Raw genomic sequence first — 13,883 nt, 5'->3', positions numbered from 1 at the left:
AATGCCATTTGCAGGAGTTCAAGATGAACGTGCACGCAGACTTCCACGCCCAAGCCGAAAAGCTGAAATTCGAAACACGGGCCTTTATTGACGGTGCCTATGTGGCGGCAAAATCGGGGGAGACGTTCGAAACCGTCAATCCTGCCACCGGCAGGCTCCTTGCCAATGTCGCCGCCGGCGGCGCTGCGGACGTCGACCTTGCGGTCAGGGCCGCACGCCGCAGTTTCGAGGCCGGCAGTTGGTCGGGCATGCCGCCGCGGGAGCGCAAGAAAGTCCTGCTGCGCTTTGCCGATCTGATCGAAAAGCACAGCGCCGAACTCGCGCTCATCGAAACGCTCGATTGCGGCAAGCCGATCAACGATTCCCTCAGTGTCGACTTGCCCGACTCCGTCGAGACGCTCCGCTGGCATGCGGAGGCGACGGACAAGATCTATGATCAGATGTCGCCGGCGCCGCGTGACGTCGTGTCGATGATCGTGCGCGAGCCGATCGGCATCGTCGGTGGCGTCATTCCCTGGAACTTCCCTCTGTTCGTCGCGATGTGGAAGTTGGCGCCCGCCCTGGCGGGAGGAAATTCCCTCGTCCTGAAGCCGGCCGAACAGACGTCTTTGTCGCTGATCAGGCTGGCGGCACTGGCATCCGAGGCAGGCATTCCGGACGGCGTCTTCAACGTCGTCCCGGGTCTGGGGCCGACTGCCGGCCAGGCGATCGGCCTGCACAGGGATATCGACTGCGTGAGCTTCACGGGCTCTGGCGAGGTCGGTCGGCTTTTCCTGAAATATTCTGCCGATTCCAACATGAAGAGGATCATCCTCGAGTGCGGCGGCAAGAGCCCGGCAATCGTCATGAGCGACGTCAAGAACTTCGCCCCTATCGTCGAGAATGTCGCGACGGGTATTCTTTTTTGCCAGGGCGAGAACTGCTCGGCCGGTTCCCGCCTCATCGTCCACGAGAGCATCAAGGACCGCCTCCTTGATGAGCTGAAGCCGGTGTTCGAGTCCTGGACGGTCGGCGACCCGCTCGAGCGCTCGACGCGCATCGGTGCGATGATCGAGGAGGATCATCTCGCCAAGGTCTTGTCCTACATCGAAACGGGACGCAATGAAGGCGCCAAGGTAGCATTGGGGGGAAATCGTGTGCTGGCCGAAACAGGTGGCAGCTTCGTTGAGCCGACGATCTTTGATGGTGTTTCCAACACCATGAAGATTGCCCGTGAAGAGATCTTCGGGCCTGTCCTGTCGGTGATCTCGTTCAAGGACGAGGCCGAAGCGGTTCGCATTGCGAACGACACCAACTACGGCCTTGCCGCTTCCCTCTACACCGACGATCTCAACACGGCGCATCGCGTCGCCAAGTCGATCCGCGCCGGCACCGTCTCGGTGAACTGCTATTCAGAAGGCGACTTCGCCGTGCCCTTCGGCGGGTACAAGGAATCGGGCTTCGGCGGCAAGGACAAGGGCCTCGCTGCGCACGACCAATACACCGAAACCAAGGCGGTGTGGATCCAACTGCGCTGATGGCATCCGGTGGCCGGCCCTCTCGGCCCGGCCATCGGCCCTTCGCGGGAGATCGGCGCGCCCGCAGGCTTGCGGGCGCCCTGTTGGATTTGAGGGAAGTCAATGACATCTGTTGCAGTGCTTAGGGAAGAACAGCTGAGCGCCCTGCGATTGACGGCGGCCGGCAGACCGCGGCGAACCGCCAATCCGTTCTCCGGCGTCGGCCCTATCACCGATCTCACCCTGGACGAAGTCGGCGCGCGGCCGCTGCGTTTCGAGTTCGAAGCTTGGCTCTACTTGGGTTTCGCGAAGACGAACCAGATGGCGTTCGGGCTAGGCGGTGGCCACAGGATATTCCAGCAGGGCGCCTTCTGATGGCCAGGCAGGCCTCACTCCCCAAGCTTAGTGTTGCTTCCCAACGGGACGGGGATCTGCTGCCCACCTTCGAATTTTTCCGCAAACTCACGGACGCGGCTGCTGCGGAGGTGATGCCGAGGTTTCGCAAGAGGTTGGCCGTCGAAGCCGAGGTCAAACCCGGCCTGCAATACGATCCGGTCATGGAAGCCGACCGAAATGCTGAAAGGGCTATCTGCGACATCATATCGGCCGAGTATCCGATGCACGCGATATTGGGCGAGGAGCTCAGCCCGTCGGGATCCGGGCCGCTCAAATGGGTGATTGACCCGATCAACGGGATGAAACCCTACCTATGCGGGCTTCCGGTCTGGGGAACTCTGATAGGCTTCACCGTCGATGGCCGCTCCGCAATGGGAATGATGAACCAGCCCCATACCGGGGAATGCTTCTGGTCCGATGGTACGAAATCGATCTGCCATTCGGCCCATGGCGAGACCGTTTTGAGGGCGAGCGGCACTCAACGTCTTTCCGACGCGATATGCCACACGAATTCTCCAGAACCCTTCGCGCGCCGTCCGGGGCGAGGATTTGCCCGGCTCGCGTCGTCGGTCAAATTCACTCGCTACGGTGGCGAATGCTACGCGTTCGCCATGCTCGCCGCCGGCCAGATCGACCTTTGCGTCGAGCTCGCCCTGACAGCCTATGACGTCGTTGCGCTTATTCCGCTCATTGAGGCCGCCGGTGGTGTCGTCACTCGCTTCGACGGCGGTCGCCCGGAGCGGGGCGGCAACGTCCTGGCCTCGGCAAACGCCGTCCTGCACGAGGCTGCGCTGCGGATGCTCAACGACATCTGAACCCTTGCCGAGGGTATCTTGAATGGACAGCAAGAACGAGATCGAGCGAAAGGACGAGGATAACGCTGCCGAGCGACGAGCCCGTTTCTGGGGCTGGTTTTGGATGGCGGTCGCAACAGCGGCCATGTACCTTCTGGTCTGGGTAACCCGTTGAAGCGAAGAGTCGTCACCCACCGTCAACGCCGCAATCCAATCACGCATTCGCGCTTTGCGTCTGTCAAAGGGCCTGTAATTGCTTCCATGTCTCTGCCTCGATGGCGATGCCGCGCTCGGCCGCCAATTTGCGGGCGGCGAGCCTACGTTCACCTGGAAGGCGCGTCTGCCCGGCTTCGGCCATCGCCTCGACCAATTCCTCGATCCGCCCTGTGAACATTCTCAGGGAGCCATTTCCTTTCGTCGGGTCGATCAGGATGATGGTTTGACCGGTATGAGCGGAGTCGGCCCCGGGATAGGCCGACGAATTGACCTGATGGGAGAAGTTGCTGCCTGTCAGCGCTCCGCCAAGGATGTCGATCATCATGGCGATGGAGGATCCCTTGTGTCCGCCGAAAGCCAGCAGCGCACCCCCGTCAAGTATAGCCTGCGGGCTGCTGGTTGGCAGGCCCGAGGCGTCCAGGCCCGTTCCTTCGGGGAGCAGCTTGTTTTCAAGCGCCGCAACCTTCACTTCGCCATGAGCCATTGCTGCCGTCGCCTGATCGAACAGGAGAACCTGGCCATCTGCGCGCGGCACGGCGAAGGCCATCGGATTGGTTCCGTAGAGCCGCTTGTGACCGCCGTGAGGGACGACATAAGTGACACTGTTGACGACACTGAGGGCGATCAGTCCCGCCTCCGCGAATGGCTCGACATCCAGCCAGAGCGGACCGTTATGATGGGCATTGCCGATGGCGAGCACACAGGCGCCGGCCGATCGCGTCTTGTCGATGGCCTGCGGCATGGCCGCTTCCAGCGCCGGTCTGGCATAGCCATTGCCGGCGTCGGCACGAAGGAAAGCGGTTCCAGCGTCCTGGATTTGCGGAACGGCGCGGCCGTCGACGAAGCCGCTCTTGAGATTGCTCACATAGCCCGCCATCCGGAACAAGCCATGGCTTCGCGAGCCGTCGCGTTCGGCGCTCGCGCAATTCGTCGCCAGGGCTCGGGCGACGCTGTCGGACGTCCCGTGGCGCAGCATGATAGCTTCCAGCATGGCGATGAGCTCGGGCAGGCTGAGATAAATGGCTGGCTCATGCGACAAGGATGCGGTCATGACAAATCACGCGCTTCAACAGAGCGACGCGCCTCCCTGCGTGGCTCGCCTATCGGGGCCGCCAACGGCTGCATTGCAATGTCCGTTGGCGGCAGAGTGCCTCGCGTAGGTTGGGGGCGGGCCTGTGCTTCAGCACTCAACGCCATGGCGCGCGCTATTCGTTGACGTAACGCCGCGCACAGCCATGGCCGAGTGAAATCAAGATTTCATGCTCGATCGTTCCGCAGGCCTTCGCCAGATCGTGGTCACGAACATGGGGTCCGAGGATTTCGGCCGGACTGCCTGGTACCAGCGCCCAGTCAGGAACCCCCGAAACGTCGACGGTCAGGAGATCCATGGAAACGCGTCCGACAACCTGGGCGGCAAAACCCGCAACGGAGACGGCAGCGCGGCTTGAGCCGGCCCGGGAATAGCCGTTCGCGTATCCGATCGCGACCGTCGCGATCTTGGCTTGCTCGGTCAGGCGGTAGGTCGAGCTGTAGCCGACAGGGGCACCGCGCTTCATCGTCTTGACCTGAATGATCGGCGCGACTACGCGAGCTGGCTGCAACATGGGATTTGGGCGCCCTGTCAGCGGGTTGATCCCGAATGTCGCCTTGCCGGGCCGGACCATGTCGAACGCGTAGTCCGCGCCCAGATAGGTGCCAGCCGAATTGGCAAGCGACATTTTCGCGATGGGAAGCCCGCTCACCGCGCTCAGGAATGCCCCGCGCTGGAATTCGCACCTGTCGAAATCGAGGTCATCGGCTGCCGAAAGGTGCGACATGTAGAGGATAGGCGGGATCCGCGACAGGAGCGGCAAGTTCTGGCGAAGCCACGCGACGTCATCGGCCAGCAGTCCGAGCCGGTTCATTCCCGTGTCGAAATGGATGATCGAGGCGAGAGGACGCTCCACCCCGACCGCAACCTTTTCCCATTCCTCGATCTGATTGCGACTGTTCAGGACGGGTACTAGGTTCGCGCCGACAAATGCCTCCCTTTCTTCGGGCAGGAAGCCGCCGAGCACGCAAATCTCTGCTTCTTGAAGAGCGACTCGCAGCGTCACGCCGTCATTGGCCGTTGCCACGAAAAACGTCCTGGCGCCCGCTTGCCTCAGCGCCAGCGCGCTCGGGATCATGCCATGGCCGTAGGCGTCGCCCTTCACGACGGCAGCGCAATCGGCCCCGCCCGCCATGGCGTTCAGTCGCCTGTAATTTCCCCGCACTGCCTCTAGGTCGACGATCATCTCAGCCTGATGGATCAGACTGAGATTTCCTCCGGCGGAGGACAAGGGATGACTTACGGTCATGATCGGCACCCGTGTTTCCAAAGAAGCTGCGTCAGTAAACGTTTACATAATTAACTCAAGGGCTATCCTGCTTTTTTGGCCAAATCCGGAAAGGCGTACCGCGGGTCGTGCGTTCCTAAGGGCAATCAGGTTCGACGGGCACGGCAATGCCCGTCACGAGATCGCAGCACGCTTTGAGTTTAGTTCAGCAGGATCGACAGGTAATGCTCCGCCGCCTTGGACTGCGCCTGGGCGATCATACCGCGCTGAACACTCTGGTCCGCCAGCATCGCCATCACGGCCGGGCTAAGTTTTGCAAACATTAGAAGCGCGAGAAGAGGGATGCAAAATTTCGCTATCTGCAGGAACACATTGCGCGTGTGATTATGCATGGCGCGCCCTTGAGGGGTTTTCACTTGATGCCTCTCGATCACAAGCCGCTAGGTGCCGACGGCGTCACTTGAAGAGTGGTAAACGTTTACAGATAACTGTCAATGGGTCTCGGACGATACGAGGCCGGCTCGATCAAAAGATACCGTTGCCGCGAGTAGGTCGGAGGCGACAGCCACTTACTTGAAGAAACAGCGGTCGAGTGTAAGGGGTCTCCGCAGTTCAGAAGCGATTGGCGACGCGGACGAAAGCCGTTCCGGCAAGCAGGAACATCCCGGCCAGCAGCAAGTAAATGTTGGCTAAGGAGGTTGCCTCGGCGAGGGTGCCGAAGCTGGGTGCCGCGGCCAGGGCGACTATGTAACCCGTCGCGAAGACGACCACTATGTTTGACGCATCGCCGCGTCGTCCCGCCATGCTCAATAGTGTGGGAAAGATATTCGATACGCCGATGCCCAACAGGACAAACCCGAATAGCGCCACAGGCACCATCTTGGCAGAGGCGACAATCGAGAGACCGACGATCACGAGGCCTGTCGAGATTGCAAGAAGTTGCTTCTCGCCCACGAGCGTTCTGAAGCGATCGCCAGCCAATCGACAGATTGCCATGGCGCTTACGAACGCCGCATAGCCGAGTCCAGAGAAGCTGAAATCGAGCGCAAAATGGCCAGTTAGGAAGAGGGGACCCCAGTCACGGACCGCTGCGTCTGTCGACATGCACACACCGGCAAGCAGGCCTGCAACAACTAGCAGCCACTTTGGGCTGATTGGCCGGGCTGCCGTAGCGCCCTCACTTGGCCTTGCAGCGAGAAGCTTGCTCTGGTTTGCCACGAAGAGACTCGAGAGTAATAGCGCGGCTATTAGCGCACCCAACGAGCTCCCCGCAAATTTGACAAGCAGGCCCCCCGAGGCGGCACCTGTAAGCCCGCCAAGGCTCCACATAGCGTGGAATGTCGACATGAGGGCCTTTTGGGATAAGCGCTCTGCCTCGACCGCCTGCGCATTCATGGCGACGTCCATGAAATTGCCCGCAAGTCCCAGCATCAGCAGGACCAGGGGGAACAGGTTTGGGGCATTCGTGAACGAGGCCAACACGACCGTCGCCAGGAGAAGGGGCGCCGACACTCGAACCACTTGTTTGCTGCCGAAACGCGTGATGAGAGACCGGCTCGCCAGCATGGCGAATAGTGAGCCCGCGACAATCATGAACAGCGACCAGCCGAACTGACTGTCTGGTATCGAGAGGCGCGCCTTGATTGTCGGCACAAGTGAAGACCAGGTGCCGAATATGCAGCCATGCAGGAAGAAAATGGAGAAAATAGCCGTGCGGCTCTTGCGGTCGTCTATTGAGGGCCAGGCAGGTTGATCTGCGAAGCGCTTCGGAATTTCCAACACCGTTTGGTTCTCCACTGGCGCCTTGCGCCTCGGTCAATGCCACCCGACGGCATGCCGGGCTCGGTCCAACGCATGCCGACTGGCCTGTCTCTTCTATGAGGCGAAAACCTTTGAATACACGCAGAGAACCCCTGCTAGGAGCACCTGATGGTCAGCTCACCGCACTCATCTTACATCGCGGCAGCTACAGGGCGATTTCGCAGGTAAAGCTTTGCATTCGCAATCTGACGCACGGGAGACGTCTTTCTAAGAGAAAGTAGATGTCGACCCTGCAGCGCAGTAGAATGCGGGTCTACCCGGTTCTAGTAACCTGAAGGGTTCACGTCATCAGCGAGCCGCTCAATGCGGCTGAAGATCCCTAGCGCATCGGAATATCCGCTGGATTCAAAATGGAGCGGTTCGACCGGAACCGCTCCTCGTGAATGAACCTCAGACCTGCACCGAGCGGCCGGTCTTTGCCGCTTCGCGTGCGGCCACGGCAAATTTCAAAGATTTCAAACCGTCGCGACCTGTTACCGTTGGTGAGCCATTGCCAGCCATGGCTGCATTGAAGTCACGGACAACCTTGTCGTAGGCATTCACATGGTCGATCTGCTCTTCGACCTGTTCGCCATTCTTGCGCACGAACACACGTCCACCACCACGCTGGAGCAGAACGTCGTCCGCAAAAACGGAAGCCTTTGTGCCAAAGAGCTCAACCGTCGTTCTAGCGTGATCAATAGCAAAGCTCTCGGTAATCTGAACAATTGTGCCGGTCTTCATTCGTGCGACGATCGCGACCGTATCCTCGACTTCCTTCGACGTTATCCCATTGTTGGCGGTCATCGCTACGACCTCCTGCGCCTCCGTGCCCAGGACGTAGTGCAAAAGGTCTGCGTCATGCACGGTAAGATCAAAGAACACGCCGGCTCCGGCGGTCACGGAATCGGTTCTCCAGCCGCGATTGGCGACCGGAAGCAGCACACCGAACGTCATGCGGGCCGCGACCAGTGCGCCCAGTTCACCATTCTTCACCAAATCGTGGAGCCTGATGTGGGTCGCCATGTTCCGCAGATGGTGATTGATGCCCAAAACGCGTTTGTGCGTTTCGGCGGCCGCAACCATGGCTTCGGCCTCGGCGATTGTCATTGCCATTGGCTTCTCGCCGAGCACATGTTTGCCCGCCACGATTGCCGCAATCGCATCGGGGGCATGCTTTTCATTGGTGTTGCTTATATAAACGGCGTCGACATCCGAGCGAAGCAGCGCTTCGATGGTATCGTAGACCTGCGGGATGCCGTTTCGCTCGGCGTAGGCGCGTCCACGGGCCGTATCGGAGGAGAACACTGCGGCGACCTCGCTGTTCGGAGCGCTGTTGATGGCCGGTATCAGCCACTCCTCGGCAATCCGGCTGGCGCCGACCAGTCCCCATTTGTAAATTTTGCTCATCGATTTCTTCCTGCTGGAATTCATGGTCATGGAGGGGGCTCATTCCAAGCTGACACACGAGGGCCCTCAAGCCCCCTGCAGAATGGAGAGACGAAACTCCGATTGCGCTCAGCCGATCCGCGGCTACCGGTTGCTATCGGCGGCGATTAGTTTCGTGACGATTTGGCTCGGAACGCGTGTGGCGCCCTTCTGGCAAGCATTTCTTCAGTGCGCCCTTTTGACGAACGGCTTGGGTGCTTGTTAGAGGTGGACGAAGAGCGCCTTCTCGCTCGGGCCTCTTCACCGCGCTTATCTTTACATCGGCGGGGTCCCACGGCGATTTCGCAGACAGAGCTTTGCATTCGCGATTTGACGCACAGGAAACGCCACTTTGTGATGAGAGTTCGCGGAAATCAGGTATCGCGCCGGCTATCAGTGCCGCAATGTAGGAAAAACACGGCGATATTAATTAGATGGGTGACAATCAAGTGGGCATCATTCCAGTTCGCGGCCCGCACAGGTAAGGCGTTCCTGTCTTTAAAGCGGTCTCGTAACTACGCGGAACGATACGGGAAGTTTTTCGATTATGGCCCACGAAAAACTCGTTTAAACATGTCCTCCGGGGCCACCAGAAGATCAATTTAAGTTATTGATCTTGCTGTGTATTTCCGAGGCTGTCCACAACGCGGACTCGAACCCCCTCTTTCTGACAATAAACTACCCAGGCGATTTTCCTTACCATCTCAGAATCGCTTGAGCCGATCGCATTGTTCCGAGGGTGGGCGGCGAGAGCGCTACTGTGTTTCCCTCCATTCGGAAACGCCGCGATATTGTCTAAGGGGCTGAGCCCTGTCTCGAAGCTTCAAAAGACCGGGGAACGGCCCCGAAGCCGACGTACGTTTTCCATGACACGAACGGCTGCAATGCGCCTGAAGTTGGCCATTGAACTTGTCATGGGCCGCCGTCCAGAAGCAGACATTCGAGCGGCTGGCCGCAGTGGCACCTCCGCGCCCAACAGCGGCCATCCTCCCCTTGCTGGTACAACCGCTTCTACTAGTTACAAGCTCGGAGCAGCGTGGACAGGCTGCTACACGCATTACACGGGCTACGGTCTCGAACTCGGTGCGGGGCTTATTTGGCGAAGCGGCTTCGGAATTCGGTAGCGACGGAAACTCCAAAATTGGTTTCAAATTAGCCAGTCTGCTTTCGGCCAACTGCGGAATAGCAGCCGCGCTCCACCGCCAGCCGCTTCAGCAGCGCCGACACCGCGTCGATCACCGGTGTCGGCCGGGCCGTCAGCCGGCCGAGTTCCTGAACGGCGGTCACCAGCGCGTCGATTTCCATCGGGCGGCCGCGCTCCAGGTCCTGCAGCATCGAGGTCTTGTGCTCGCCGACGTCGCCGGCGCCCTTGATGCGGCGGTCGACGGCGATCGGAAAGCGCACGCCGAGGCTTTCGCCGATCGCCTGCGCCTCCAGCATCATGGTGCGGGCGAGCGCGCGGGTGCCGTCGTCGGCGACGATCGCCGCCAGCGTCGAGCCGGTCAGCGCCGATATCGGGTTGAAGGACAGGTTGCCCCACAGCTTCACCCAGATTTCGCTGCGGATGTCGTCGCGCACCGGCGCCTGCAGCCCGGCCATGACCATTTCCTCGGCCAGTTGTGTGACGCGCTCGCTCTTCTCGCCGGAGGGTTCGCCGAGCGAAAAGCGCCTGCCCTCGACATGGCGGATGAGGCCGGGCGCGTCGACCTCGACGGCGGGATAGACGACCGAGCCGATGACGCGCTGCGGTCCGATCCGCTGCCAGATGGCGCCGCTTGGGTCGACACCGTCGAGCCTTGTGCCTTCGAGCGGGCCGCTTAGCCTGTGAAAATACCACCACGGCACGCCATTCTGCATGGTGACGACCGCGGTGTCCGTGCCCAGCAGCGGCGCGATCTGGTCGAGCGCCGTGGTCAGCGAATGGGCCTTCAACGCCAGCACCACATAATCCTGCACGCCGAGCTCTTCGGCCTTCGCCGCGGCTTTGACCGGCGCCACCGTCTCCGCGCCGTCCTCGATCAGGCGCAGCCCGCCCGCGCGGATCGCGTCGAGATGCGCGCCGCGCGCGACGATCGACAGATCGGTGCGGCCGGCAATGGCCAGCTTGGCGGCGAGATAGCCGCCGATGGCGCCGGCGCCGAAAATGGTGATCTTCATTGTCACAGCCCGAGCTTGGCGGCGAGCCCGATGCGCTGCAGTTTGCCGGTCGCCCCCTTGGGGATCTCGTCCAGGATCAGGATCTTGCGCGGCACCTTGAAGTCGGCTAGCCGCGTCGCAGCGTGGGCGCGGATATCGCTCTCTGAGGCGCTCATGCCTTCCCGCAGCACCACGGCCGCCGCCACCTCTTCGCCGAGCTTGTCATGCGGCATGGCGAAGGTCACCACCTGCACCACCGCCGGGTGGTCCATCAGCACGTCGTCTACCTCTAGCGGCGAAATCTTCTCGCCGCCACGGTTGATGATCTCCTTCAGCCTTCCGGTGACCCTGAGATAGCCATCCTCGTCGAGCACGCCCTGGTCACCGGTGTGGAACCAGCCATGCGCGAAGGCCGTCGCGTTGGCATCGGGGTTCTTTTCGTAGCCCAATGTGACATTGGGGCCGCGAATGACGATTTCGCCGGTCTCGCCGGCCTGCATCAGCCGGCCGTCGAGCGCCATGACGGCCACTTCGGGTCCGCCGGCGGCGCCGACGCTGCCCGGCTTGCGCAGGCCTGGCGGCAGCCGGTTCGAGGCCATCTGGTGCGCTGCCTCGGTCATGCCATAGGCTTCGATGACCGGGCAGCCGAAGGTCGCCTCGAGTTCGGCCATCACCTGCGCCGGCAGCGATGCCGAGGACGAGCGGATGAAGCGCAGCGAGGCCGCCGCCAGCACGTCCGGATTGCGCGCCGCGCGCGGCAGGATCGCCTGGTGCATGGTCGGCACGGCCGTGTACCAGCTAGGCCTGGCGTCGCTCAGCCACTGGAAGAAGCGCAGCGCGTTGAAGCCCGGCGTGCAGTAGATGCTGCCGCCGGCGGCGAGCGACGACAGCACTGCCGCGATGAGCCCGTGGATGTGAAACAGCGGCATGATGTTGAGGCAGCGGTCGTCGGCGCTCAGGCCGAGCGTCGCGCCGATATGGCGGGCGGAGGCCGCGACATTGGCATGGCTGAGCGGCACCAGCTTGGGGCGCGAGGTGGTGCCCGACGTGTGCAGCAACAGCGCGATGTCGTCGTCGCGCGCCATGTCGGGCGCCGCCTGCGGCCCCACTGACGGGCCCTCGATGACGAAGCTGCCGGCAGGGGCGCCGGCCGGCACGACCAGCCGCAGCACGGCGATGCCCAGACGCTCGGCCACCGTCACCGCCGGGCCACTCTCGTCGGCGGAGACGAGGATCGCCTTGGCGCCGATGTCGGTCAGGTAGAAATCGAGTTCGTCCGCCCGGTAGGCCGGATTGAGCGGCGCCGTCGAGGCGCTTGCCGCCACCGCGACGAAGCTCGTCGCCATCTCCGGCCCGTTCGGCAGCACGATTGCCACCCGGTCGCCCCGGCGGATGCCGCGCGCATGCAGCGCCGCCGCCGTGGCGCCTATCAGCTGGCGCAATCCGCCATGGGTGAGGGTGGGCCGGTCAGGCGCCAGGATCGCCGGCGCGTCATCGGCTCCGGAGGCGAGCGGGCGTGAAAGCCCTTGCGAATTTGCGTTGCTGGTCATGGTCACCGACTATCGTTCCAATCCGTCAAAATCCAGCCGCGACACACAGATGTGATGCCGCCGGCTCTCAATATCCCAACGCCATCCCGTCCTTGCGCGGGTCGGAGGCGCCGGTCAGCGTGCCCTTTTCCCAGTCGATCAGCACTGCCTGGCCGCCGCCAAGCGGGTGATGCGGTTCGACGATGCGATGGCCGCGCTTGCGCAAGCCCTTGATCGCCTCGTCGGGAACGTTGCGCTCAGCCTCCACGACGTCATCGTTGTAAAACACACGCGGCGCATCCATCGCCTGCTGTGGATCCATGCCGAAGTCGATCATGTTGGTCAAAAAATGCACATGGCCGAAAGGCTGGTAGCCGCCGCCCATGACGCCGAACGGCATCACCACGCGGCCATTCCGGGTCGCCATTCCGGGCATGATTGTGTGCATCGGCCGCTTGCCGGGCGCGATCGCATTGGGATGCCAGGGCTCGAGCCGGAAGCTCGAGCCACGGTTCTGCAGCACCACGCCGGTCTTCGGGCTGACCACGCCGCTGCCAAACGAATAATAGGTCGAGTTGATGAAGGAGACCGCGTTGCGGTCGCGATCGACCACGGTGATGTAGACCGTGTCGCTGCCCGGCAGGTCCAGCTTCGGCAGATGCGTCATCGCCCGCTCGGGGTCGATCTCGGCGCGCAGCCTGTCGGCATAGGCGGCGGACAAGAGCTGCTTGACCGGCACAGGGACCTGGTCCTGGTCGCCCACAAAACGGTCGCGGTCCTGGTAGGCCAGCCGCCCCGCCTCGATTTCCAGATGCAGCCGCTCGGCGCCATTGGGATCGAGCCCGCCAAGCTTGAAGCCGGACAGCACATTCAGCATTAGAAGCGCGGTCAGCCCCTGGTTGTTCGGCGGCATCTGGTGGAAGTCGTAGCCGCCGTAGGAGGTGCTGACCGGTGCCACATAGTCGCCTTTGGTCGCCGCGAAATCCTCTTGGCTATGCAGCCCGCCCAATTCCTTGAGCCGGCGCACCATATCGTCGGCGACAGCACCCTCGTAGAAGCCGGCGCGGCCCTGCTTGGTGATGATGCGCAAGGTAGCGGCGAGTTCCGGCTGGCGGTGGACGTCGCCGGCCCTCGGCGCCTTGCCGCCGGGCAGGAAGATGCGCGCGGCATGTTCGTCCGCGGCAAGGTCGATCTCCGGGTCCGCCCAGTCGAAGGCGACGCGGTCGTGCACGACATAGCCGTTCTCGGCATAATGAATGGCCGGCGCCAGCACCTCGGCGAGGTCCTTGCTGCCATGGTCCTCGAGCAGCCGGCACCAGGCATCGATGGCGCCCGGCACCGTCACTGCATGCGGTCCCTGTTTGGGAAGCTCGCTGAAACCCCTGTCCAGGTACCAGTCGACGGTCGCGGCCGCCGGCGCGCGGCCGGAGCCGTTGAAGGCCAGCACGTCACCTTGTCCCGCCGGGCAGTAGAGCACGAAACAATCGCCGCCTATGCCGGTCGATTGCGGCTCGACCACGGCCTGCACGGCGGCGGCGCAGACCGCCGCGTCCATGGCATTGCCGCCGGCGCGCAGCATCTCGATCGCCGCGAGCGTCGACAGCGGGTGCGATGTCGCGGCGACCGCTTCGCTGGCACGAACCGGCGAGCGGCCGGGAAACTGGAAATCACGCATTCTGTCTCTGTATCCCTTGGTCTGATCGAAGCGACATGTTCACCATCGCGTAACACAACACGGCAGCAGATCGTTTCGGCTTGTCGGCGCAGCCC

The 13,883-nt window shown here is 62.2% G+C and carries 12 protein-coding genes; 4 read left to right on the top strand and 8 right to left on the bottom strand.

From position 1 onward, the window contains the following. Positions 1-23: 23 nt before the first annotated feature. The 4 genes from EN786_RS00270 to EN786_RS39235 all read left to right on the top strand — a co-directional run bounded on the left by EN786_RS00270 (position 24) and on the right by EN786_RS39235 (position 2,861). Entirely contained in the window at positions 24-1,517 is a 1,494-nt protein-coding gene (locus tag EN786_RS00270) for an aldehyde dehydrogenase (RefSeq protein ID WP_127309004.1), read from the top strand. A gap of 102 nt (positions 1,518-1,619) precedes the next feature. Further along, complete coding sequence (locus EN786_RS00265) at positions 1,620-1,871, top strand: hypothetical protein (RefSeq protein ID WP_127309005.1); 252 nt, start codon at positions 1,620-1,622, stop codon at positions 1,869-1,871. Continuing rightward, positions 1,871-2,707 (top strand): inositol monophosphatase family protein, encoded by an 837-nt coding sequence (locus EN786_RS00260; protein ID WP_127309006.1) that lies wholly within the window; start codon positions 1,871-1,873, stop codon positions 2,705-2,707. The genes EN786_RS00265 and EN786_RS00260 overlap by 1 nt, the downstream gene beginning before the upstream one ends. A 22-nt stretch (positions 2,708-2,729) precedes the next feature. Then, positions 2,730-2,861: a hypothetical protein gene (locus tag EN786_RS39235; protein WP_281015743.1), complete on the top strand. Its 132-nt coding sequence runs from the start codon at positions 2,730-2,732 to the stop codon at positions 2,859-2,861. Between the two features lie 63 nt (positions 2,862-2,924). Here the strand turns inward: EN786_RS39235 and EN786_RS00255 are convergent, their stop codons facing one another. The 8 genes from EN786_RS00255 to ggt all read right to left on the bottom strand — a co-directional run bounded on the left by EN786_RS00255 (position 2,925) and on the right by ggt (position 13,788). Beyond that, positions 2,925-3,953, bottom strand: a complete 1,029-nt coding sequence (locus EN786_RS00255; RefSeq protein ID WP_135907898.1) for an Ldh family oxidoreductase — start codon at positions 3,951-3,953, stop codon at positions 2,925-2,927. Positions 3,954-4,107: 154 nt separating this feature from the next. Then, positions 4,108-5,241 carry an alanine racemase gene (gene alr, locus EN786_RS00250; RefSeq protein ID WP_245493427.1) on the bottom strand — a complete coding sequence of 378 codons (1,134 nt, stop codon included), beginning with the start codon at positions 5,239-5,241 and terminating at the stop codon, positions 4,108-4,110. A gap of 179 nt (positions 5,242-5,420) precedes the next feature. Further along, the gene (locus EN786_RS00245) at positions 5,421-5,636 is read right to left on the bottom strand and encodes a hypothetical protein (protein WP_127308652.1); all 216 of its coding nucleotides are present in this window, start codon (positions 5,634-5,636) and stop codon (positions 5,421-5,423) included. A gap of 196 nt (positions 5,637-5,832) precedes the next feature. Then, entirely contained in the window at positions 5,833-6,999 is a 1,167-nt protein-coding gene (locus EN786_RS00240) for an MFS transporter (protein WP_189340159.1), read from the bottom strand. Between the two features lie 432 nt (positions 7,000-7,431). After that, positions 7,432-8,460: a Gfo/Idh/MocA family oxidoreductase gene (locus EN786_RS00235; protein ID WP_127308654.1), complete on the bottom strand. Its 1,029-nt coding sequence runs from the start codon at positions 8,458-8,460 to the stop codon at positions 7,432-7,434. Positions 8,461-9,600: 1,140 nt separating this feature from the next. Further along, on the bottom strand, positions 9,601-10,605 hold the full coding sequence (locus EN786_RS00230; RefSeq protein ID WP_127308655.1) for a 2-dehydropantoate 2-reductase: 1,005 nt from the start codon (positions 10,603-10,605) through the stop codon (positions 9,601-9,603). Positions 10,606-10,607: 2 nt separating this feature from the next. Then, positions 10,608-12,134, bottom strand: coding sequence for an acyl--CoA ligase (locus tag EN786_RS00225; RefSeq protein WP_127308656.1), 1,527 nt, complete (start codon positions 12,132-12,134; stop codon positions 10,608-10,610). Positions 12,135-12,201: 67 nt separating this feature from the next. Next, positions 12,202-13,788: a gamma-glutamyltransferase gene (gene ggt, locus EN786_RS00220; RefSeq protein ID WP_127308657.1), complete on the bottom strand. Its 1,587-nt coding sequence runs from the start codon at positions 13,786-13,788 to the stop codon at positions 12,202-12,204. Positions 13,789-13,883 lie beyond the last annotated feature (95 nt).

It is taken from the genome of Mesorhizobium sp. M4B.F.Ca.ET.143.01.1.1 (genome assembly GCF_004792275.1).
Taxonomy (GTDB): domain Bacteria; phylum Pseudomonadota; class Alphaproteobacteria; order Rhizobiales; family Rhizobiaceae; genus Mesorhizobium; species Mesorhizobium abyssinicae.
The sequence above is the reverse complement of the archived record's forward strand: the minus strand, read 5'-3'. Positions and strand labels throughout refer to the sequence as shown.